Origin of the sequence: Leifsonia sp. LS1 (genome assembly GCF_020521355.1) — a bacterium.
Classification (GTDB): Bacteria; Actinomycetota; Actinomycetes; order Actinomycetales; family Microbacteriaceae; genus Leifsonia.
In genome coordinates this window covers 469,706-492,762 of sequence record NZ_BPER01000001.1, presented here as the reverse complement: position 1 = coordinate 492,762, position 23,057 = coordinate 469,706, and the positions used below count along the sequence as shown (strand labels likewise).

At 67.8% G+C, this 23,057-nt stretch carries 20 protein-coding genes; 2 read left to right on the top strand and 18 right to left on the bottom strand.

What is annotated here, in order from left to right; all coding sequences use genetic code 11:
- Positions 1-16: 16 nt before the first annotated feature.
- The gene (locus LLS1_RS02370) at positions 17-1,624 is read right to left on the bottom strand and encodes an amidohydrolase (protein WP_226653425.1); all 1,608 of its coding nucleotides are present in this window, start codon (positions 1,622-1,624) and stop codon (positions 17-19) included.
- Between the two features lie 129 nt (positions 1,625-1,753).
- Between LLS1_RS02370 and LLS1_RS02365 the strand changes: the two genes are divergently transcribed.
- Together LLS1_RS02365 and LLS1_RS02360 are read left to right on the top strand one after the other, a co-directional pair.
- Positions 1,754-2,443 (top strand): TetR/AcrR family transcriptional regulator C-terminal domain-containing protein, encoded by a 690-nt coding sequence (locus LLS1_RS02365; protein ID WP_226653424.1) that lies wholly within the window; start codon positions 1,754-1,756, stop codon positions 2,441-2,443.
- 529 nt (positions 2,444-2,972) lie between these two features.
- Positions 2,973-4,352 carry an esterase family protein gene (locus LLS1_RS02360; protein ID WP_226653423.1) on the top strand — a complete coding sequence of 460 codons (1,380 nt, stop codon included), beginning with the start codon at positions 2,973-2,975 and terminating at the stop codon, positions 4,350-4,352.
- A 992-nt stretch (positions 4,353-5,344) separates the two neighbouring features.
- Here LLS1_RS02360 and LLS1_RS02355 read toward each other — a convergent pair.
- From LLS1_RS02355 to LLS1_RS02275, 17 genes are all read right to left on the bottom strand, one after another.
- Positions 5,345-5,680, bottom strand: coding sequence for a hypothetical protein (locus tag LLS1_RS02355; protein WP_226653422.1), 336 nt, complete (start codon positions 5,678-5,680; stop codon positions 5,345-5,347).
- A gap of 7 nt (positions 5,681-5,687) precedes the next feature.
- Positions 5,688-7,745 carry a beta-ketoacyl-[acyl-carrier-protein] synthase family protein gene (locus tag LLS1_RS02350; protein ID WP_226653421.1) on the bottom strand — a complete coding sequence of 686 codons (2,058 nt, stop codon included), beginning with the start codon at positions 7,743-7,745 and terminating at the stop codon, positions 5,688-5,690.
- Positions 7,746-7,747: 2 nt separating this feature from the next.
- Complete coding sequence (locus LLS1_RS02345; RefSeq protein ID WP_226653420.1) at positions 7,748-8,734, bottom strand: aminomethyl transferase family protein; 987 nt, start codon at positions 8,732-8,734, stop codon at positions 7,748-7,750.
- A complete protein-coding gene (locus tag LLS1_RS02340; RefSeq protein ID WP_226653419.1) occupies positions 8,731-10,035 on the bottom strand; it encodes a DUF6365 family protein in 1,305 nt (434 codons plus the stop codon). The genes LLS1_RS02345 and LLS1_RS02340 overlap by 4 nt, the downstream gene beginning before the upstream one ends.
- A complete protein-coding gene (locus tag LLS1_RS02335) occupies positions 10,032-12,092 on the bottom strand; it encodes a GNAT family N-acetyltransferase (protein WP_226653418.1) in 2,061 nt (686 codons plus the stop codon). The genes LLS1_RS02340 and LLS1_RS02335 overlap by 4 nt, the downstream gene beginning before the upstream one ends.
- Positions 12,093-12,095: 3 nt before the next feature.
- Complete coding sequence (gene fabZ / locus LLS1_RS02330; protein ID WP_226653417.1) at positions 12,096-12,536, bottom strand: 3-hydroxyacyl-ACP dehydratase FabZ; 441 nt, start codon at positions 12,534-12,536, stop codon at positions 12,096-12,098.
- Entirely contained in the window at positions 12,533-12,811 is a 279-nt protein-coding gene (locus LLS1_RS02325) for an acyl carrier protein (protein WP_226653416.1), read from the bottom strand. Before LLS1_RS02325 ends, fabZ begins: the two co-directional genes overlap by 4 nt.
- 22 nt (positions 12,812-12,833) lie before the next feature.
- Positions 12,834-13,568 (bottom strand): 3-oxoacyl-ACP reductase FabG, encoded by a 735-nt coding sequence (gene fabG / locus LLS1_RS02320; protein ID WP_226653415.1) that lies wholly within the window; start codon positions 13,566-13,568, stop codon positions 12,834-12,836.
- Positions 13,561-14,454, bottom strand: coding sequence for an ACP S-malonyltransferase (locus LLS1_RS02315; protein ID WP_226653414.1), 894 nt, complete (start codon positions 14,452-14,454; stop codon positions 13,561-13,563). The genes fabG and LLS1_RS02315 overlap by 8 nt, the downstream gene beginning before the upstream one ends.
- Positions 14,454-15,338 carry an ABC transporter permease gene (locus tag LLS1_RS02310; RefSeq protein ID WP_226653413.1) on the bottom strand — a complete coding sequence of 295 codons (885 nt, stop codon included), beginning with the start codon at positions 15,336-15,338 and terminating at the stop codon, positions 14,454-14,456. Before LLS1_RS02310 ends, LLS1_RS02315 begins: the two co-directional genes overlap by 1 nt.
- Positions 15,335-16,189, bottom strand: coding sequence for an ABC transporter ATP-binding protein (locus LLS1_RS02305; protein ID WP_226653412.1), 855 nt, complete (start codon positions 16,187-16,189; stop codon positions 15,335-15,337). Before LLS1_RS02305 ends, LLS1_RS02310 begins: the two co-directional genes overlap by 4 nt.
- 497 nt (positions 16,190-16,686) lie before the next feature.
- Complete coding sequence (locus LLS1_RS02300) at positions 16,687-17,874, bottom strand: glycine C-acetyltransferase (RefSeq protein WP_226653411.1); 1,188 nt, start codon at positions 17,872-17,874, stop codon at positions 16,687-16,689.
- Position 17,875: 1 nt separating this feature from the next.
- On the bottom strand, positions 17,876-18,919 hold the full coding sequence (gene tdh, locus LLS1_RS02295) for an L-threonine 3-dehydrogenase (protein ID WP_226653410.1): 1,044 nt from the start codon (positions 18,917-18,919) through the stop codon (positions 17,876-17,878).
- A gap of 105 nt (positions 18,920-19,024) precedes the next feature.
- A complete protein-coding gene (locus tag LLS1_RS02290; RefSeq protein WP_226653409.1) occupies positions 19,025-20,221 on the bottom strand; it encodes a Gfo/Idh/MocA family protein in 1,197 nt (398 codons plus the stop codon).
- A gap of 63 nt (positions 20,222-20,284) precedes the next feature.
- Complete coding sequence (locus tag LLS1_RS02285) at positions 20,285-21,316, bottom strand: LacI family DNA-binding transcriptional regulator (RefSeq protein ID WP_226653408.1); 1,032 nt, start codon at positions 21,314-21,316, stop codon at positions 20,285-20,287.
- A gap of 9 nt (positions 21,317-21,325) precedes the next feature.
- The gene (locus tag LLS1_RS02280) at positions 21,326-22,150 is read right to left on the bottom strand and encodes a carbohydrate ABC transporter permease (protein WP_226653407.1); all 825 of its coding nucleotides are present in this window, start codon (positions 22,148-22,150) and stop codon (positions 21,326-21,328) included.
- On the bottom strand, positions 22,143-23,054 hold the full coding sequence (locus tag LLS1_RS02275; protein WP_226653406.1) for a carbohydrate ABC transporter permease: 912 nt from the start codon (positions 23,052-23,054) through the stop codon (positions 22,143-22,145). The genes LLS1_RS02280 and LLS1_RS02275 overlap by 8 nt, the downstream gene beginning before the upstream one ends.
- Positions 23,055-23,057 lie beyond the last annotated feature (3 nt).

The window sequence follows — 23,057 nt, the reverse complement described above, 5'->3', positions numbered from 1 at the left end:
AGGAGCGGGTCGGCTCTCAGGCCCGGCGCACGCCTGCGACCCAGGCGCCGAGTACGGCGATCGAGCGCAGGTCGTGCGGGTCGACGGCGCGGGGATCGCGGTCGAGCCAGACGAGGTCGGGCGCGGCGCCGACGATGAGCTCGCCGCGGGTCGCCTCGGCGAAAGCCTGGCGGGTGACGCCGGCGGAGTACGCCTCCAGTGCGTCGGGCAGCGCGATGCGCTCGGCGGGGGTCCATCCCGCCTCGGGCACCCGCGCCGCGGTCTGCCGGGTGACCGCGGTCGCGATCCCGGGCCGCCAGTCGTTGTCGCTGACCGGCCAGTCGCTGCCGAAGGAGATGTGAGCCGTCTCCAGCAGCGTACGGATGGGGTACTGCAGCTGCTCGCGCTCCGGCCCGAGGCGAGGGAGCGTGAGGTCGAGCATCATGGGGTCGAGCTGCGCCCAGAGCGGCTCGAAGTTGGCGGTGACGCCGAGCGCGGCGAACCGCGGCAGGTCGGCCGGGTCCGCGAGCTGCACGTGGGCGATCACGGGGCGGCGGTCGCGCGGGCCGTTCGCGCGCTCGACGTGCTCGAACACGTCGAGCGCGGTGCGGCAGGCGGCGTCGCCGATCGCGTGCAGGTGCAGCTGGAAGCCGAGGCGGTCGAAGGTCGCGGCGGCCTCGGCGAGCTGGGCGGCCTCCCAGTTCGGGAGTCCGCGGTCGCCCGGGATGTCCGCGTAGTCGGCCAGCATCGCGGCGGTGTGGTTCTCGACGACGCCGTCGACGAAGACCTTGACCGTCGCCGCGGTGAGCAGGGGGTCGCCCATCTCCTCGACGCGTCGGCGGGCCTCCACGAAGCCGGGCACCTGGTCGCGCCAGCGGAACGGGTCGGCGCGCAGGGCCAGGTTGACGCGCGTGGAGAGCAGGCCGCGTTCGGCGGCGGCGAGGTACGCCTCCACCTCGGCCGGCTCGACCCAGGCATCCTGGATCCAGCTGACGCCGAGGGCCGCGTACTCGGCGGTGGCGAGGCGCAGCGCCTCCACGCGGTCCTCGTGCGTGCGGCCGGGCTCGACCGGTACGAGGAGGTCGACGGCGCCGGGCTCCTGCAGGATTCCGAGCGGCGTCCCGTCCGGGCGGCGCGGGATGCGGCCGAGCGCCGGCTCCGGGGTGTCGGCGTCGATGCCCGCGCGGCGCAGCGCCTCCGAGTTGACCCAGACCGTGTGGTAATCCCAGGCGCGCAGCACGACCGGGCGGTCGGGAACGGCCTCGTCGAGCCAGCGGGCGTCGAACATCCCCTCGGGGGCGAGGGTCGCGTCGTAGCTGCCGCCGTAGATCCACTCCTGCTCGGGATGCGCCTCGGCCCACTCCTTCACGCACGCGACGATCTCGTCGACGCTGCCGCACGACCGCACCTGCGGCCCGAGCTTCTCCAGGCCGCCCTGCAGCGGGTGCGCGTGGCCGTCTCCGAACGCGGGGGCGAGGACGCCTCCGGCCAGGTCGATCACCTCGCCCGCGCCCGCGCGCAGCGCCAGGGCCTCGGCACCGATCGCGGCGACGACACCGTCGACCACGGCGACAGCCTCGGCTTCGCGCGCATCCGCACGGTAGCCGGAGAGGATCCTCCCGTTGACGAAGACCGTCGTGCCCATCGCACCTCCGCAGTCCGACGCCGCAAAATGAACGACGTTCTTTTATTTCGTCAGAGACTAGGGCACGATCCGCGCGAGGGGAAGAGCAGGACCGGAATTCGTGCGCACCGCGGGGGTTAGGGTGTGATCGTGCCCCAGCCTCCGAGCGACACCCGCGCCGATCGACCGGCCCGTCGCGTCGGCCGGCCGACCACCACGGTGCTCACGCGCGACCTCATCGCGGAGGCCGCACTGCGCCTCCTCGACGAGGGCGGCACCGAGGGGTTCACCATGGCCCGGCTCGCCCAGACCCTCCGCGTGCGGCCCAGCGCCCTCTACAACCACGTCGACGGCAAGGAGGACGTCATCGCGGGCATCCGGGAACTCATCAGCGACCGGATCGATGTCAGCGCGTTCGCGACCGAGCCCTGGGACCGGGCGATGCTGCACTGGGCGTACTCGTACCGCGTCGCGTTCGCCGGGCATCCCCCGACCATCGCGATGCTCGCCACGATGCCGCTGCACGGCGCGCTGCGCACGATGCGGATGTACGACACGGTCGTCACCGCCATGGCCGCCGCGGGATGGCCCGAGCCGGAGGTGCTGCCCACGATCGTCGCGGTCGAGTCGTTCATCCTCGGCTCGGCGCTCGACGCGGTCGCCCCGGGGGACATGTTCGACCCGACCGGAGCGGAGGCGGAGGTGCCGGCGTTCGCATCCGCGTACAGCGCCCGCGCAGCCGCCGTCGGGGACGCGCCTCCGGCCGACGGCGCCTTCGCGATCGGCCTGCACGCGCTGCTCGACGGCCTGCGGGCGCGCTACGCGACCTTCGCGCGCTGACCCGGCGCCGCACTGCCGCAACGCTGCGTCGCCGACACAGGGGTCGCGAACTGCCGCTCTGCGCGCGGCGAAGCGGCAGAATGCGACCCCTGTGCCCAGGGGCGGTTCGCACTTGGGCGGACGCCGCGACCACGGAGGAATAGCTCGCTGGATACGGCAAAGTGCCAGCGATTCGGCACATGTGTCCCACAACACTATTGGCCCAGCGGCGCGCGGCTTGGAGGCGGCGATCGAATCAACGCCGATTCGCGTCGCACTGAGCGGCGTCATAGTGAAGGAGAACTCATGACAACGTCGTCCACGATCGGCTGGCAGACGGGCTACACGAACATGCATTACCAGTGCCCGTGAGTGCTGAGTCGGCTCGACCGACACCCAGATAGACGCTCCCGGAGCGGGAGAGCCGAGGGGGAGCGACACCATGCCGCCCCCCACCCCTGAGGCGACTCTCACCCGCTCCGGCAGAGTTCTCACCTCGCGCTCGTCGTCCTGGCGGGGCCGGATGCGGTGGTGCACCTAGGGTGGAGGCATGGGGACCCTCGCCTGGCTCAGCCTGGCGCTCGCGATCGTCTGCGCGTACCCGGCGTGGCGGTTCGCTCGGCGCGCCTGGCGATTCCGTGCGCGTCCGACCGTCATCGCCGTGATCGCGACGCAGGTCGCGGCGCTCGTCGCCCTCCTGCTCCTCGCCGCGCTGACGCCGCGCCCCGACCTCGGCGGTCTCGGCTGGTTCGCCGTGGGCCTCGCAGCGTCGCTGTTCCCGCTCGCGCTGGGCCACGCCGTCCAGAGCACGCGGCTGCGCGCGGTCGCCGTCGCGCTCGCGGCCATCGCCGGGCTGCTGACGGCGGGCATCGCGGTCATCGCGGTCGCTCCGGCCTTCTCGACCGTGACCGTCGCCGGCAAGCGCGTGCCCGTCACCGCGTCCACGCTGGTCGACGGCTACCAGCTGGCCGTGCACATCCCGCCCACCGCGTCCGGCTTCTCCTCCCGCGATGCGCACCTGTTCGTGCCGCCCGGGTGGATCCGCAATCCGTCGAGCACGCGCCCGGTCGTCATCATGATGATGGGCCAGCCGGGCAACCCGACGCTCGGCGCGACCCTCGACGCCCTTCACTCGCTCGGAGAGGAGAGGCTGGACGACGCGCCGTTCGTGCTCGTCGTCGACCAGCTCGGCGCCGTCGACAAGAACCCGCCCTGCAGCAACACCTCGGCCGGACAACTCGAGACCTTCCTCACCGAGGATGTGCCCGACTGGGTGAGGGCCGAGCTCCCGGTCTCCGGCGACCGCGACGACTGGGCCGTGGCCGGGTTCTCCCACGGGGGCGAGTGCGCCGCGTACCTCGGGGCCAAGCACCCCGACCTGTGGGCGAACGTCATCGACATCTCCGGCCCCGACAAGCCGGGCGAGTATCGTTCCGACCGCACGCGGGCGAAGTACTACGGCGGCAGCGAGGCCGAGTACGAGAAGTACTGGCCGGCGAAGGTGATGGCCGCGAGCGACTACACCGACCACCCCATGCGCGGGATCTTCGTCGCCGGGGCAGCCGACCCGCACTTCCGCCAGCAGGTGGAGGACACCGCCACGGCAGCCGAGAACGCGGGCTGGAAGGTGACCTACTGGGCGGTGCCCGGAGAAGGCCACTCAGGCCCCACGCTGACCAAGGGCCTCGCCACCGCGTACAACCAACTGATCCCGCTGTGGCTGAAGACGGGCGCGATCACCAGCGGCGACCGCTTCCTCTGTCAGCCCGACCAGCCGAACCGGTCGTGCGGCGTGACGCAGGTCGCCGCCGTCGCCGGCACAGTCGCCATCGCCGACCTGTCGACGCTCGCCGTCTTCCTCGGCGCCCAGCTGCTGCTGTTCTTCACGCGCCGACGCATCCCCGCCACCGAGGTCGACTCCGCCACCTGAACGGAGGAAGCGCATAGGCCGCTGAACGAGCTTGCATGAGGCTCCGTCCTACGCTCGCGTCCGCGTACCGGAAAGGCGATCCTAGCTCCGCTACCGGAATAGGGCGCGATGTTGCGGCACCGAACGTCTCCTCCCTGGCCGCTCAACGAGCGGCGCGATGATCTGTCGAGATTGCGCCGGCATCATCACCGACCTGGGCTGCGACCGATGCTGGCAAGGAGGCGAACGCATCCGCTCCGGGCTCTGCACCAGCTGCGTCCTCACCGATGACCTGACCGCGGTCCTGCACCCGAACGATCCGCCAAATCTGCGACTGCACCGCCTCATCCGCGAGCTAGCCACCACGGCCCGACCACAAAGCATCAACACTTGGATGCGCGGCGCCACCGCCACGGAGTTCCTCCGCCGCATCGGACAGCGAGGGCTTGCCCCGTGCCACGGAGCGTTCGACCGTGAATCTGCCTCTCGCACGCTCGAGTCCCCGCATAAGCGCAACGCTCCAAACCGTCTGGGGCGCGGAGACGGTGAAGATCCATGCGCTGTGGTCGCGAGAAAGCTGCCAACCTGTCACCCAACGCTCAGGGATCGGAATCGAGTCGGCCGCGGGTCGACCCAGGCTCGTCCCCGCCTTCCACAATGCTTCGGCCTGAGTCCACTGCTCGATTTCGCGGACCGGAACCCCACTCCAGACAGAGGCGCGCGCGAAAGCTCGCAGGCGGTCTCGCCGGGTCTCGATATCGATCCCGCATGCCACTACCGACCGGACGACCATGGTGAGGCCGACTGTTGTCGACACGGACCATGTCGCCTGGCATTTCGAACACTGCCAACGAAGCTCTCGTGTCCGGACAGGGGCGCAAGAGGACCCGCTCGGGCACACGCGCCAAGCGGCAGCTTCCGACAGGGCCTGACGGCCAGATCCGCCGAGCTGTCGACCAAGACTGTCGGTGCGACCCTTCTCCACGATGTTCCAGATTTCGACGCACACCCCGTCAGGCGTGGTCAGTCGCGACGACCAGCGACTGATAGCTGCCTCCCACTTCGAACGACGACACGAGAACGCGGTGCACTGGCCCTCCCGCTCCGCTTCGCGCCGCGTCGACGAGCGCGAAACCGTTAACGTCGGTACTGTCGACCCCCCGCATCCAGATTGCCTGCAGAACGCCGAGCAGTGCCGACGAAGCTCCGGCATCGCCGAACAGGCTCTTTGGTGCTGACAGCCGGGCACCGGACAGGCCGGCAGCTTCGAGCGCACGACGCTCCACATCGTCGGTCACTGCGCGGCCGCACGCAGCGGCAACCACGACATCGATCTTGTCTGCGGGCACTCCCGAATCACTCAGCGGCGAGCTCGAACGACCGTGCCCAGCCGTCGCCCGACGTGTCGAGGCGGCCGACACCGCTCGCGTCTCCCGTCAGCCCGAACCCCTCGATCCGGCCCAGAACGGGCGCGCGCGGTACGACGTCAGCGGCTTCGAGAAGGATCGCGACGCCCGCTCCCCCGAAGACCTTGCCCGAGGCCTCGAACGGCAGGCTGCGATCGCGACTGAGGTAACCAGGGATGCGCGCGTATCCGGCCAGCATCGCCGAAGGTGCCTCATCGGCGCTGACCACGAGCACGCGGTCGCACGAACCGTTCTCGATCAGACGAGTGGCGAAATGAAGCGCAGTGATGCCACTCGTTCCACCCGCGCAAAGCGTGGCCGTGGGGCCTTGCAACCGGTTGAGGATCGCGACGTGACCGGCGGCCGCGTTCATCACGGTGTTCGGGAACAGCCGCGTGTTTCCCGAGCCAGCGGTCAGCAGCTCACGCTGGAACGCCTCGACGGTCGCAATTGGTCCCGTCCCCGTCGCAAAGATCAGGCCAGTACCCGCAGCTTCCTCTCGTGTGAGCCCGCGATTGCGGAGCGCATCCGCAGCCGCCACCGCGGCCCGCCGGCCGAATGCATCGATTCGACGCAGGTGTTGTGGGTTGATCCCCCGTTTCAGAACGGCATTGGGCACGTCCGCGACCGGGAACTCACCATACCCCTCGACCTCGACACGCTGCTCGCCATAGGCTGCCGTCGAGGTACGCAGGCACTCTTCCACCGCTGCGGAGTCCGCCGCGGAACCGGCGATCGCGGCCACCGCGGTGATGACGACGGGACGTTCGGCGGGTGCGACGGCGCGGCCACGTTCGTCTGGTGTGCGCAGCAGCAGAGCCGCGTTGTTCCCGCCGAAGGCGAAGGAGTTCGACAGGGCGACTTTCAGGTCGACGGGGCGCGCCCTGCCGGGGACGATGTCGAGGCCGAAACGCTCGTCGATCGGCGTTCCCTCGGGCACTGCGGTCGGGGGAAGCATCTGCTTCTGCAGCGCCATCACGGTGACCACCGCCTCCACGGCGCCGGCCGCACCGAGGGTGTGGCCGATCATCGACTTCGTCGAACTGATCGGCGGAGCAACTCCCTCGCGCAGATGAGAGATGGCCTTGGGCTCGACGCTGTCGTTAGCCGGCGTACCGGTGCCGTGGCCGTTGATGTAGTCGACTTCAGCCGGGGAACGCCCATCCATCTCGAGGGCTGCCACCATTGCGCGGGTGGCTCCGCGTCCCGTCGGATCTGGGGCAGTCGGATGATATGCGTCGGCGCTGAGACCGTAACCTCCAACGACACCGAGTATGGTCGCTGCGCGCTCTTCCGCGACCGAACGACGCTCGAGCACGACAATGCCGGCGCCTTCACCCAGGTTGAGACCCGAGCTTCGGGTGTAGGGAGCGCACGCCTCCGCGTCGAGTGCTCCCAGGCAAGAGAAGCCTCCGAAAGAGAAGTACGCCAGGGGGTCGACTCCACCCGCGATGACGACCTCGGCTGTGCCGCCGCGGATCAACTCGACACCGTAGGCGATCGCGACAGCACCGGCCGCGCAGGCGTTCGACTGCACGCCTCGAGGACCAGCGAAGCCGAACGTCTCAGCAATGTAGTCGCTGACCGAATGCAACGTGTAGTGCCGGAGCAACGATGCGTTAGCTGAGCGCAGCCCCCGCCTCAACCACTGCCGCTGGAACTCCTCGCCCGAACGTGCACCGCCCAGGGACGTACCCAAGGACACGCCGATCCGTTCGGCCGCGTAGCCCGACGCCGCCAGACCGGCAGCCTCGGTTGCCTGCGCGACGGCATCGGCGACGATGTCGTGACAACGGTCGACGGCCTTCGCTCGCGGCGGGCGGACTCGTGGCGTCCAGCTCAGCCCGTCGACGAGCTCGCCCGCACGATCTGAGATCAGCCCTTCGACAGGCACGATGGAGGCCCGGCGGATTCCGGAACGACCGGCGGCGATGGATTCCCAGTTCTCGGCCGGTGTGACGCCGATCGCGGTGAGGAGGCCGAGCCCGGTGATGACGATATCTTCCACGGCTACTCGATGCTCTCGACCCACGAGACCGGGTCGATGGTCGGCCGGGCGACGGTGCGGAGCTCCGCCGAATTCGCGACAAGGCTGAGCCCCGGGACATCGAACGGCTTCTCCAATAGCGCGAGCGCGATCATGGTCGGCTGGCCCACGCGTGGGGCGACGAACTGCACCCTCCCGACGACACGGTTGCCGTAACGCACCTCGGCACCTTCAATGACGTCCTCGGAGGTAAGCACCGCGACCAAGCGTCGACTAGGCGCGTCCGCACGCTCGATTCTTCCGCAGAACGGATCGTCTCGCTCCATTCCGGCCATCCACGCTGCGCCAGCTTCGTACACATCGACACCGTCGAACTGAGGGCCGAGCACCGGGTGATTCGCTTCGACGCGGGCGCGAATGATGGCATCCATGCTGCAGGGTTCGCCGCCGACGTCGGTTGCGAGCGAGGTGAGCCACGACAGCAGAGCGTCAGAATCCGCTTCCGCCACGATCAGGTAGCCGTATTCGGCCGTGCCGCCCGTCCGGGCGAGGAAGCCCGGCGACGACGCCGGAGGAACGTCGACCCGACGCCATTCGTTGAGAAGAACAGCCGCTATATCCTCGTCGGGGACGTCGGCGACAGCGCGCCACGACCGAGGGCCCTCGATCGCTGCAGCGGACCAGCCCGGCAGCGGCCTAATCGTAACCTCCCCGATTCCGGCAGCATCGGCTCGCGCGGACAGGTCGGTGATGACACCGCCCTCCGTGTCGGAAAGCAGAATGATGCGGGACTCATCAATGATGCACAGGATCAGATCGATGGCGTTACCCGCCTCGTCCAGCGCGAGGCACTCGGCGACGGTACCCGGCTGGGCATATTCGGTAGGACGGGCAAGCACTAGGTTCAGCAGCTGTTGACGGCCCGGGCCGGTCAGCTCGACCAGTTGGGTGCCTCTGGGGTAAGTCGCGGCCGTCTCCCGAATCGCAGTGTATCCCTCTGTTGCTTTCATTGATTCTCCATCTCGTGGTTTCGTCGGTCCATCGGAGCGGTCGCGGGAGCGCCGTCCAGATTCTCGGTGAGCGTCGAGAGCATTGAGCTCACGAGAGGGAGCGCTGATGCCGATTCCCCGAGTGCTGCTGTCGCGCGACGGTCGGGATTAGCGCCGAGCTGCGCCTCGAAGGCTGACGCGAGCCGATTCCGCTCGAAGACTTCGACCCGCGCGACGCTCTCGAGATAAGGGTTGTCGCGGAGGACCGGAGCAAGTTCGCGATGCCAGCCGAACGGATTCACCAGGTACGGGAAAGCCCAGCCCGGATATCGGTGCTCCAACTCCTGATCGATCTCGTCTGTGGGATCCGCTTCGCGCTCGACGGAGTTCGTCAATGCCAGCACCGGAGTGCCGAGAGCAGCAGCCTGCGCCATCGCACCCGAGATTAGGTTGTCGGTCGCGTAAAGATCGGCGGCAGCGATCACATCCGTGAATTGCTGGCTATTCAAGCGGCCGAGGCTGCGCACGTCGACGCGGGCAGAGCTCTCGTCCGCACGATCTCCGGACGCGATCTCGAGAAGGGTAACTCTGTGTCCGCTCTCGTCGAGAGCACGTACGAGCCGCCGCGTCCGGAGCCGCTCGTAGATGCCGTGCCGCTCTGCGCCTCGCGCCAGCTGCGCGAACGCAGCGGAGGCCCACCCCGACTGCGCGATCACGACGAGTCGGTGATCACCCGGCACGCCCAGCCGCTCGCGCAGCTGCGTGGCGGCGACCTCGGCACGCGGCCTCTCTGCGTAGAGTGCAAAAGGGTTCTGCGCATGCCGTGCTGAGGCGACCGGCACTGGAGTCAGGACTGGAACTCCGTCCGGGACCGCTGGAACGGCAACGCTCGGCGGCAACCAATGACGGAGACGATGCGCACCGTGGACGCCGGCTACGGCGTACTCAACCTCGCGGCCGGACGCGAACTGCAGCGAGTCGATTGCCACGACAGGGAAACCGGCGTCGTAGACGGATTCATAGTCGATCGACGACCGCTCGAGAGCGGGATTCGCATGATCCGCTAGCACGAGAAGCCCGGGGGCAATGAGGCGGAGGAGATCGCCCAGCCAGCGTCGGTTATCTGCACTCCGCCGTGGGAAGACGTACTCGGGGAACCCCGCAGCGGCGGCCAAGCCCTCGAACACGGGAGGCACGATGTAGACCGCACAGCACCCAAGGTCGCGATGCAACTGGCGCCCCATCTGCACCGCGTTGTGGAGCTCTCCCATCGAGAAGCGAGACGGGCAAACGAAGACGACAGTTCGCCCTTCAAGCTTCATGTGCTGATCCCCGCGTCGTGATCGAGACGCCAGACCGAGCGGCCCCCACCACTCGGGGTCGTCGTGAGCATGGTGCAGATCACCCCGCCGGGCGTCGAACGGACCAGTATCTCGGCGTTCTCCCCCTCAAGCGGCGACACGCCCAGCGTTGCCCCACCAGGGAGAGGGATACGCAGTCGCCGCGTCCACGTGCGCCAGGATCGGCCATCGCACGGAAGGTCGACCCACTTCCCGGACGCCTCTTCGATGCGGACAGTGGCCGGGCGGCCGGGCGCGACCAGGAAGACGGCCGTCTCTGGCTCCGACGCGATCTCGGGTGCACGCACAACAAGTGCGAGCGAGCCGTCATCGAGCGGCACGGCCGTCCACCCATCCTTGCGGCTCGTGGTGAATGGCACACGCTCGTCGGCCAGCGCCCACTCGGCGCCGCGGTCAATATGACTCCGGTCTCCGAGCAGTGAGACCCAGACCGCAGCGCTGACCCCGGCGAGCGGGCCGAAGACGCGAGCAGAAGGAAAAGCACTGTCAATGATCTGAACACCGCAGTACATCCACTGAACCAGGCCGTGGTCAGGCGCGATCACGATCGATACCTGCCCCGCCGCGTCGCTTCCGACAACAACGGCTGCCCCGCCGCGTCTGGATTCGCGCCACGCGAGCGGAATATCCGTCGACGCCGGTGTCAGCGGCGATGCGTTCGGCGGGAGTACATCGGGCATGAGGGTATAAGAGAGTTCAGTACGCGCCGCGGTCACGAGCAACCCTGGCCCCTCGACCCGGACCATCCCGTCGTCGTGACCAGCCAAGCGCATTCGGAGGCCAATCCCCTGGTCGATCCACTCGAGATCGGCTTCAGCGAGTTCGGAGACCGTGACAGCGTCGCCTACGCCCTCGAAGTCGGTCAAGTCCACTGGCCAGATCCCGCGGATCAGATGGCCCCCACGCTCGCTGGACCCGGGTCTGTTTTGGTGTATCTCGGCGACCCTCAATCCCGGGCGTGGAGACTCCCGTAGCGGCGCCGCGCCGAGCAGCACCGACCGGAACCGGATCGCGCCATCGACCAACCGCACCTCCCGGCGCGCACCGTCGTTCTCACTGATCCATCCGCCATCGAGCGATGTCGTGGTTACTGCCATTTCGACGGGACGGCGCATGCCCAGCGGCGCGGACGCATCGACGGGGAACGGAACAACGAACAGCGGCCCGAGATGGCGGGGGTGACGCAGTGTGATGGTCCCCCAGCGGTTGATCTCAAGGGTGAACCCCCTGAACGCGAGCACCTCCGACGGCTCCTCCGCCGCCGAGTGCGTCTCGACAGTGCCCTGGCCTTGGAAGCGCGGGTCGGTGACACCGTCAATCTTCACGAGTACAGTCCGGGCGTTCTGCGCATCAGCCACCACCTCTGCACGCATCTTGCCGATCCGGAACTCGTAATCGACAAAGATTCTGCAGGAATCTTCACGGCGGACCCCGTTGTGCAATCCTTGGCGCGACGCCGCGAGTGTTCGCCAATCGAGCTTGGGGAGCACCTTCTCGACTCCGTCATGCTCGGCAAACGCGTCGAGCAGGTCGGCAACGACGCCAGGGAGCACGCTGACGAGCTCGACATAGCCGTCCTCGTCCGGTCGCATTCCATCGATCGCGCGGAACCCGACCCGGACATAGAGCGGGAACGCCTTCTTGTTGGCGGGATCCACTTCAACTCGTAGCGAGCGCACCCCCGCCGCGATCAGGTGCGAGAACGACTCCGTGAAGAGTTGGCCGGCCAAGAAACCGGAGCGATGACTCGGCGCGATCAGAAACATTCCCGCGAAGAGCTCGTCCTCCCGCGATGCGCGGCGCCCTGACACACGCGCGTAGCCGACAGTGCCGACGATTCGGCCCGCTTGCTCGGCGATCATCAGGAGACGCACGTCGCGCTCCCGAACGATACGAAGCAGTGCTTCTGCCGTCAGAGGAAACCCTCGGTCGACCGGGCCATACTTTTGCGCATTGAAGAATGCAGCGACGGCGTCGGCATCGAGCGCAGGGTCGAAGATCCGGATCTCAGTAGGCATCGCTCAGCGTTTCGCCAGAGCGATCGCCAGCGTACCGGAGGCGACGGACTGCGCGCCCGACTTGAGGTCGACGGAAAACTCGTGCAGCGACTCGAACTCGATCTTCTTCCGCCCGTGCACCGTCAGTTGCGTGCCAGGACGCACGAGTGCGGAGAACTTGAAGCGCTTGATCGATGCCAAATAGCCGAAGGCCGGCTCGGTCGTGCCGGACGCAAGGATGATTCCGCACAGCTGTGCTGCGACTTCGATCAGCAGCACACCCGGATAGATCGGTTCGTTCGGGAAATGGCCGGCGAAGACGGGGTCGGCGATGGAGATGCTTTTTACCCCGATACCGACCGTGCCCGGTTCGATCTCGTAGACCCGATCCAGGAGCAGGAAGGGGTGTCGATGCGGCAACAACCGCATCAAGTCTGCCGCCTCGAGCGCGGAGGGAAAGCTCACTTCTGCTGTCCTTCTTCGATGAAGTCGGCGATGCGGTTGATCGAACCGAACACGAACTTGTCTTCGTCGGTGATGTAGACCGAGAAGTTCTCCTCGACCAGGCTGACGATCTCGAGAGTGTCGAGGGAGTCGAGTTCGAGCCCGCGCCCGAAGAGCGGCTGGTCGTCGTCGATGAGCTCAGCCCGCACGGGCAGGTCCAAGCTTTCGGCGATCAGCGTCTTGAGTCGGAGGTTCAGTTCGCTGCGGTGCAGCGCGGTTTCATACGTATCGGACATGATGTCTTTCTCTTGGATCGGGCTATGAGGTCAGACCGCCATCGACGGCGATCACCTGACCAGTGACGTAGGAGGAATCCGGACCGACCAGAAAGCGCACCACTGAGGCGATCTCGGCAGGGTCGGCCAGGCGCCCTTGTGGGATCAGTCCGACCACACGCTCTAGTTGTTCGCGCGGGGTCCTGCGCACCATGTCCGTGTCGGTGAATCCCGGCGCGATGGCATTCACGCGGATGCCCGACGGTGCGGCTTCATGCGCGAGAGTCCTAGTCATCGCGTTGAGGCCTCCCTTGCTGGCGCTGTAGTTCGCCTGTCCTGCCTGGCCCTTGAGACCAGAGACGGAACTCACGTACACGAGGGAGCCACCGGTGCGACGCATTGCCTTGAGGCTTTCGCGAGCGACGAGGAACGCACTCGTCAAGTTGGCCGTGATAACCGCGTCCCAGGTGGCCAGGGACATCATCGGAGCGAACCCGTCTTTGGTGATTCCCGCGTTGGAGACGACGGCGCGCAATGGAGGGTTTGCCTCGCGGACGGCACGGAAGAGTCGACGAACCTCATCCTCGGACGTCACATCGACCTTGACCGCCGAGGCGCTGCCACCACTGGCTCGCACCTCCTTTACCAACGCCTCCGCTTGGGAGGTCGCCGAGCGATACGCGACGACAACGTTCCAACCGTGGCCTGCAAGGTCTGCGGCGCACGCTCGTCCGATGCCTCGCGAGCCTCCCGTGATTAGAACGGTTCGATCAGGCATGAGCCACCACCGTGAAGTTGTCATCGACGACCGTCGTGGTCGAGGCGATCGGGCTGCCTCTCCACATCCTGAGCAAGGACGCGCCGCTGCCCAAGATCGTTCCGCGCTGACAGAGCGCTGCTTTGTGGGAGACCAGGTCCCATCTGACCGGCTCGCGAATTCCGCGAGCGAGGTCGCTACGGATTCTGTCCCCACTCACTACGAGCTGTCCGGTTCGGCTGGAGAGATAGGGAGTCTGCGGGTCCTGGAAGCGGACCGCAGCGAGGGCGTCCTTCCAACTCGGCACGACCGGATCCATCAGCCTCGAATGGAACGCGTGACTCACCTTCAGTTCTGCCGAGCGTGCCCCTAACTGCCGGCGTGCAGCAGCGATGTCCTTGCTTGCTCCAGCGAGCACGATCTGTCGAGGACCATTGAAGCAAGCGAGATCCAACTCGAAATGCTCTGCCAGCTCGGTAAGGGATCGGCTGGCCTCGTCGGACGCGACGGCGACCGCAAGCATCCGCCCGTCGCCGGGCGCCGTCGCCATGATCTCGCCACGGCGTCGCGCGAGACGAACCCCCTCCGCTGGCGTGAGCGAACCGCTCGCGACAGCGGCGGCGAGCGAGCCGACGCTGTGCCCGGAAACCCAGTCGGGGCACGTCCTGGTCGCGACCGTCCGCCATGCTTCCAGCGCCGCGAGCGATAAGGCCACGATCGCTGGTTGGGCATTCTCAGTACGGGTGAGCACGTCGACGGGCGATTCCCACATCAGCTCTCGCACCGCTACACCCGTCTCCATCTCCACGGAGCACAGGAGGTCATCCGCGGCCGGAAAACGCGAAGCGAGCCGGCGACCCATACCCGGAGCGTGACTTCCCTGGCCCGGAAAAGCGAAGAACTCCATCAGCGGATCCCTCGGGCCAGACGCGCTCCACCTAGTACGGAGAAGACGACGAGTACCGCGCACAGGATCCCGACCGCGAACCCGGTGGTGACCGTGAAATTGCCGATACTCGCGGTGACCCCATAGAAAGCACGAATGGTGTCGGAGACCGTCTCGGCGTGTGCGCCCTCGGCGAGACTCGCGATCGCTTGATCTGTGTAGGGGCCGCGCAGCAGCATCGCCGATTGCGCGAAAGGCAGGGCGTTCAGGGTAGTGACCACGCCGCTCGGCAACGTTCCTACCGGGATATACGCGCCGGCCAAGAAGCCGATGATCGTGCCGACCACGGTGGACAGTGCCGCGAATGCTCCCGACGTGCGCAGGAACGTCACGATGAAGCTCGACACGGCCGCATAGGCAGCGCTCGAGAGCATCGCGAAGCCGACGACCTGAACGAGACGGTCCGGAGAAAGGATCGGGTGGCCTTGGGTGAACAGGAACAGCTGTCCCACGACGACGATCACCACAGTCATCAGGACGGAAACGATGAAGCTCGAGAGGAAATAACCGAAGATCAGGTGCGACCGCCGAACCGGGGACACCAGGAAGTCCCTGAACCGGTCAGTGGCCTTGTCGTCGACGAAGGTGCTCAGCGCAGCGAGCGCTGTCGTCATCGTGGTGATCATGGTGATGCCCGCAAACACCCAGCTGTCGACGAACCAGTGGATGTCGCTGCTGGAGGCGCCGGGAAGCTTGTCGGTCAGGTTGTCGACCTGCAGGTTACCCAGGAAGAGGGCGTAGAGCACGATCAGGATGAGCGCCGAAAGCAGCGAAAAGAAGACACCGGCACGATCGCGGAAGAACAGATGCAGGTTTCGAGTTGTCAGCAAGGTGATGGCGCTCATGCAGCGATCTCCTTCGTCACCGCGAGGAAGACATCGTCCATGGTGCCGTGACGGAACTCGAAGTCGTCGGCCGGCACCACCGTCAGCAGATCTCGCGCCTGGGCTGCCGAGTCGACCGGGATGACGACCTCCCCCGCTCCGTCGTGCCGCATTCCGGTGATGCGGTACTCGCGGCAGATTCGTTCCACTTCGTCAGGCCTAGTCGTGCGGATCGTCAGCACGCTGCGACTGAAGCGGGACCGCAGTTCGCTTGGCGTGCCTTCGGCCACAATCTCCCCGCGGTCGATCACGCACACCTGGTCGGCTCGCTCGGTCTCTTCCATGTAGTGGGTGGTGAGGAACACGGTCGTGCCGCCTGCGGCTCGTAGGCCATTGACGGCCGACCAGATCTGCTCGCGCGACTGCGGGTCGAGACCGGCGGTCGGTTCATCGAGGAAGAGCACCGAAGGACGGTGGATCAGCGCCCGGGCGATGTCCGCGCGGCGCTTCTGACCGCCGGAGAGGAGCCCATATCGGCGGCCGAGGAACCCACCGAGTCCTACGAGAGGGGTCAACTCCTCCACGCGCGCTGCGGCGGCGCGGCGGCCGAAACCGTAGAAGCCGGCACGAAGCATCAGGTTCTCGTTGACAGTCAGCATCGGGTCGAGCAATGACGACTGGAACACCGCGCCGATCTGACGCCGGACCTCGTTGGCCTCGGACTGCACGTCCAGTCCGTTGATCGTAATCGTGCCCGAGCTCGGAGCTATGGTCGTCGTGATGCAACCGATGGTCGTCGATTTGCCTGCGCCGTTGGATCCGAGGAACGCGAACAACGAACCGGTCGGCACCTCGAACGAGATGCCATCCACTGCGACGAGTCGCCCGTAGAGCTTCTTCAGGTGCGCGACAGCTATCGACATGGGATCCTCTTCGCTTTGTGGACATGGCTTCTACGAGTAGACGTACATCACCGCAGAACCTCGCCCGATCATTCAATGCGGCTAGTACATCGATACCTTTCTCAAGATAGAGATCCATGGTCTTAATCTCAACAGATGTAATTTCAGGTTTTTTCTGCTAGTGACTTAGACCTCTCGCTGCGCACCGGCGCCCGCGCCAAGCTCGCGCGGAGCATCCGAGCGCCGTCTCGAGGCTCTCCATCGAACGGGGTGCAGGAAGGTATGCGAGGATGCTGCCGGGTCGGGTCGCAAGTCGCGACCGCACTCGATCCGCGCCCCTTCGCACCGCTCGCCGCCTGGGGTCATCCCCGGCGACCGCCCGCCGCTCGGCCTCGTTGTGGCGAGCGAGCACCGAGCGCGAGTCCACATCGGAATAGCGTCTCTCGAAGAAGTGGCGCCCTCGGGACTCAGCCCACCACAATCTCCCTCGCCGCGGTGAAGGCGGCGACGCAGCGGCGGATCTCGTCGTCGGTGTGGGCCGCCGACAACTGCACCCGGATGCGGGCCTCGCCGCGCGGAACGACCGGGAACGAGAACGCCGTGACGTACACGCCGTGCTTCTGCATCTCGTCGGCGATCCGGGCCGTCAGGGCGGCATCGTGGAACATCACGGGGACGATGGGATGCTCGCCGGGCAGGAGCTCGAAGCCGGCCTCCGTCATCAGCTCGCGGAACAGGCGCGCATTCGCGACGAGGCGGGCGCGGAGGTCGTCCGACGCCTCCAGCAGGTCGAGCGCGGCGAGGGTGCCTGCGACGATCGACGGCGCGAGCGTGTTGGAGAACAGATAGGGCCGCGACCGCTGGCGGAGCAGGTCGACGACCTCCTGCCGCGACGCGACGTAGCCTCCGGAGGCGCCGCCGAGGGCCTTGCCGAACGTGCCGGTGTAGATGTCGACACGGTCGGCGACGCCGCAGAACTCCGGCGTGCCCCGGCCGTGCTCGCCGACGAAGCCGACGGCGTGCGAATCGTCCACGAAGACGAGCGCGCCGAACTCGTCGGCCAGGTCGCAGATCTCGCGCAGCGGAGCGATGTACCCGTCCATCGAGAAGACCCCGTCCGTGACGATGACCGTGAAGCGGGCGCCGGCCTCCCGCGCCGCTTCGAGCTGCGCGCGCAGGTCGTCCAGGTCGCGGTTGCGGTAACGGAAGCGCTGCGCCTTGGAGAGGCGGATGCCGTCGATGATCGACGCGTGGTTGAGGGCGTCGGAGACGATCGCGTCCTCTGGGCCGAACAGCGTCTCGAAGACGCCGCCGTTCGCGTCGAAGCACGAGGAGTACAGGATGGTCGCCTCGGTGCCGAGGAACTGCGACACCCGCCGCTCCAGCTCCAGGTGCTGCTCCTGCGTGCCGCAGATGAAGCGCACGCTGGCCATCCCGTAACCCCACTCGTCGAGGGCGGACTTCGCCGCGTCGCGCAGGGCGGGATGATCGGCCAGACCGAGGTAGTTGTTGGCGCAGAAGTTGAGCACCTCGGCGCCGTCGGCGATGATCTGCGCCGACTGCGGGCCGTGGATGCTGCGTTCCCGCTTGGTCAGGCCCGCGGCCTCGATCTCCGCCAGCTGCCCCGCGAGGTGCTGCTCGAAACTCCCGTACATCTCAGACCTCCGTCCAGTCGAGGATGACCTTGCCGCCGCCGGCCGACGCCGCAGCCGCGAAGCCCCGTTCCCACTCGCGCGCCGCGAAACGGTCGGACACGATCGACGCGATCGCATCGTGCAGCGGCTTCGACGTCTGCAGCATCGCGCCCATCGCGTTCCACGTCTCGAACATCTCGCGGCCGTAGATGCCCTTGAGCGTGAGCATGTGGGTGACCACGATGCCCCAGTCGACGGCGATCGACTGGGACGGGAGGCCGAGCATCGCGATGCGCCCGCCGTGGTTCATGTTCTCGATCATCTGCGGGAGCGCGGTGGGCGCCCCGCTCATCTCGAAGCCGACATCGAAGCCTTCGCGCATCCCGAGCGCCTGCTGCGCCTGCCGGATGTCGTGCTGCGAGACGTCGACGGTGAAGTCGGCACCCATGCCCTGCGCGAGGGCGAGGCGCTGCGCGCTGACGTCGGTGCCGACGATGAAGCGCGCGCCCACGTGCCGGGCGACCGCGATGGCCATCAGTCCGATGGGTCCGCAGCCGGTGACGAGCACGTCCTCCCCGACCACCGGGAACGCGAGGGCGGTGTGCACGGCGTTGCCGAGCGGATCGAAGAGCGCCCCGACCTCCGGCTCGATGGCGCTGTGGTGCACCCAGACGTTCGTCGCCGGGAGCACGAGGAACTCGGCGAACGCGCCGTCCCGCTGCACGCCGACGCCCTGGGTGCGGATGCACATCTGGCGCCGTCCGGCGCGGCAGTTGCGGCAGGTCCCGCAGACGATGTGGCCCTCGCCCGACACCAGATCGCCGAGGGCGACATCGCGCACCAGCGGCCCGACCTCGACGACCTCGCCGAAGAACTCGTGGCCCGGCACGAGCGGCGCGGCCACGGCGGAGGCGGCCCAGTCGTCCCAGCGCTGGATGTGCAGATCGGTTCCGCAGATCCCGGTGCGCAGCACGCGGATCTTGACGTCCTCCGGCCCGGCCTCGGGCTCGGGGAGGTCGCGGAACTCGAGACCCGGCCCGGCCTCGCTCTTGAACAGGGCTCTCATAGCCACCTTCCTCGTCGACGGCCTTCGTGGGGCGCATCAAGTGGAGTCGAACGCGCCTCCCCCGCCTTGTGGGCGGGGAGGGAGGAGCGTTTCGCCGCTGACAGCCTAGACCACCGCATCACGGCCGGCCCCTTCCCGACCGCGCTGCCCGCCGTCGAAGTAGGCGCGCAGCTCGGCGTCGAGCTCGGGCACGGGGAGCAGCCCGCCATCGCCGCGGAGGGAGGCCGTGGCGACGACGCCCGCGGCGACCGCATGGCGGGCCGCGACCGGCGAGGTGAGGGTCGTGCCGCCGTCGCGCACGAACGCGACGAACTCGTCGATGAGGAGCCGGTCTGCTCCTCCGTGGCCGCCCGCTCCCTCCGGGACGATGAACGTCTCGTCGGCCGGTGCCGCACCCGCGTGCCGCCGGTTCCACAGCCGCACCTCCGAGCCCGTCTCGTCGCCGAGGTTCTCCAGCCGGCCCTCGGTCCCGATGACGGTGTAGTTGCGCCAGTAGTCGGGCGTGAAGTGGCACTGCTCGTAGGAGGCGAGCACCCCGCTGTCGAGCACCAGGTTCACCTGCGAGATGTCCTCGACGTCGACCACCGGGTTGAGCCCCTCCGCCGTGGTCGGCGGCCAGTTGTCGAGGCTGAACCAGTCGTGCATCCGCTCGCCCGAGCGGTCACGGCGGTCCTGGATGCCGCCGTAGACGCTGAGCGATCCGATCGCCTGCACCCGCCGCGAGTACCCGCCGCCCAGCCAGTGGATGACGTCGATGTCGTGCGCGCCCTTCTGGAGCAGGAGCCCGACCGACTTGGAGCGGTCCGCGTGCCAGTCCTTGAAGTAGAAGTCGCCGCCGTTGCCGACGAAGTGGCGGCACCACACGGCCTTCACCTCGCCGATCCTGCCCTCGTCGATGAGCCGTCGCATCAGGGTGATCACGGGCATGTGCCGCATGTTGTGACCGACGTAGAGCCGGGAGCCCGTGCGATGCGCCGCCTCCAGGATGCGGTCGCAGTCGTCGATGGAGATCGCGAGCGGCTTCTCGCAGAACACGGCGACGCCGGCCTCGAGGGCGGGCACGGCGACCTCCGCGTGGCGGTCGTCCGGGGTGAGCACCATGACGGCGTCCACCCCCGAGGCGAGCAGCTCGTCGAGGCTCGGCGTGACGAGCGCGTCGGGGAACGCCTCCGCCGCCTCCGCGCGGGATCGCTCGCTGAGGTCGCACACCGCGACCACGCGCGATCCGTCTCCCGGCCGGTGGGCCTCCCGGGCGAGATGGCCCCTCAGGCCGAAGCCGACGACACCGATTCTGACGTCCACGAACACTCCTCACGTGACAGGTGAATGGAAAGAGAAAGGGGGAAAGAACAGACCGGCTCGGCGTCAGCCGGCCGTCGACTCGCGCACGACGAGCGACCAGTCGAAGACGTGCAGCTCCCCGTGGTCGTCCCGGGCCGGCCTCCCGAGAGCGCGGTCCACGATGATCCGCGCCTGCCTGCGATAGAAGTCGGGCGGCCCGACCGTGGAGAGCGCGGGCTCCACCAGGCGTGCGTCCGGGGTGTTGCCCACCCCGATGACGGACACCGCGTCCGGGACCCGCAGGCCGAGCCGGTGCGCCGCGTTCACGACGGCGATGGCCGCGAAGTCGGTGGTCGCGTAGATCGCCGTGGGCCGGTCGTAGCCCGAGAGCAGTTCGATCGCGGCCGTGAACGCGCTCGCCTGGGTGTCTTCGAAGAACGCGACGCGGTCCTCCCGCACCGGCAGGCCACGCTGCCGGAGGGCGTCGCGGTAGACCGTGTACCGCGATTCCCCCGTCGACGCGTAGGCCGTGCGGGTCGTGAGGCAGGCGATGTCGGTGTGCCGCTCCAGCAGGTGCTCGACGGCCAGCCGGGATCCCGGGATCGCGTCCGACCGGATGACGTCGAAGCCGTTCGGCTCGAGCCGCTCGTCGAACACCACCAGGCGTTGGCCGCTCTCGACGAGCTCGGACAGCTTGCGTTCCGCGTCGGCCCGATCGCCGCCGAGTCCGTCGATGTAGGCCACATCCGCCCGCTGCGCGTTCAGCGCCGTGTACCAGTCGCCGTCCGCGAGGATCATCGTCGTGAGGCCGTGCTCGTTCGCCGCCTCGTTCACCGCCGCGGCGACGGCCAGCGACCACGGGTCGCTCAGCATGTGCAGCGACAAGTGGATCAGCCCGGTGCGGCCCGTGCGCACGGCGCGCGCCGAGGCGTTCGGCCGGTAGCCGAGCCGCTCGACCGCGTCGCGCACCCGCTGGACCGTCGCCTCGCTGACACCCGGGCCTCCTCCAGCGCGGCCGGAGAGCACGTACGACACCGTCGCCGTGGAGACCCCGGCCTCCTGCGCGACCGCCTTCATCGTGGGCCGTCCCGGCTCGCGCTTCGCCTGCTCCGTCATGCCGAGAACTCACCCCTTCGATCCTGAGAAGGCTATCCCCTGGATGAACTGCTTCTGCAGGAAGAGGAACGTGAGCAGCATCGGCAGCGCCGCGAGCAGAGCACCCGCCATGAGCACGGGGTAGTCCGTGCCGTGCAGCCCGACCAGCTGGGCGAGCCCGACCGACAACGGCATCCGGTTCGGATCCGTGGTCACGACGAGCGGCCACAGCAGGTCGTTCCACGACCAGAGCACGGTGAACACGGTCAACGCGATGATCCCCGGCTTCGCCAACGGGAGCATGATGCGCCAGAAGACCTGCCACACGTTCGCGCCGTCGATGCGCGCCGCCTCCTCCAGCTCGGCGGGCATGGAAAGGAAGAACTGCCGCATCAGGAACGTGCCGAACGCGCTGAAGATGCCCGGCAGGATCAGCCCCTGCAGCGAGTTCAGCCAGCCCAGCGACTGGATGATCTCGTACTGCGGCAGCAGGTACAGCTGCGAGGGGACCATCAGCACCGAGAGGAACGCCACGAACAGCGCGTTCCTGCCGCGGAACGGGATGCGCGCGAAGCCGTACCCCGCCATCGTGCAGAGCACGACCTGCCCGAGCGTGCGACCGATGGTGAGCACGGCGGAGTTGACGAACATCGCCGCGAACGGCATCGAGGCGAAGACCTTCGCGAAGTTGCCGAACTCCCACGGCGCGGGGAGGATCTGCGGCGGCACCTGCACCGACCCGGGGAACGTCTTGAACGCCGTCAGCAGCTGCCAGACGAACGGGAACACCATCAGCACGGCACCGAGGGCGAGCAGCACGTGCACGAGCCACGGCCGGCGTTTGGACTCATTCATAGTGCACCCACTTCTTCTGCAGCCGGAACTGCACGATCGTCAGGCCGAGGATGATGACCAGCAGCAGGAACGCGACCGCCGCCGCGTACCCGCGGTCGTTGTCCAGGAACCCTGCCTGGTAGAAGAGGTAGACGATGGTCCGAGTGTCGGGCAGCGCAGGATTGGTGCGTCCGATCATGAGGTAGACCAGGTCGAACACCTGCAGCGAGCCGATGACGTTGATCACGCTCACGAAGAAGATGCTCGGGCTCAGCAGCGGAACGGTGATCGAGAAGAACGTCCGGATCGGTCCCGCGCCGTCGAGCGACGCCGCCTCCGTCAGGGTGTCCGGGATGCCCTGCAACCCCGCGAGGAAGATGACGATGTTCGCCCCGAGCCCCGCCCAGATCCCGACCAGGGCGACCGCGTACAGCGCCGTCGCCGGGTTCGTCAGCCAGCTCGTGCCGGTGATGCCCACGGCGTGCAGCGCCTGGTTCAGGATGCCGTAGTCGCCGTTGTAGAGCATCTTCCAGACCAGCGCCACCGCGGCGGGCATGGTGACGACCGGCAGGAAGTACAGCATCCGGTAGACGCTGCGGCCGCGCAGCCCGGCCGTGTTCAGCAGGGCCGCGACCGCGACGGCGAGCGGGATGCCCACCAGCGCGATCACCGTGTACAGCGCCGTGTTGACGAGCGCCCTGCCGAGGTCGGGGTCGGCCGCGAGCCGGGCGTAGTTCTCGAGCCCGACGAAGTCCGATCCGCCGAACGGCCCCGACCGGGTGAAGGAGAGGACGAAGGTGCGGACCGTCGGCCAGAGGTAGAAGACGAGCAGGCCGAGGGCGGTGGGCCCGATGAAGAGCGCAGCCCACCACGGTGAGGCGAAGGGCCCGCGCCTCCGGCGGCGCGGAGCGGTCGTCGCGGTCATCCG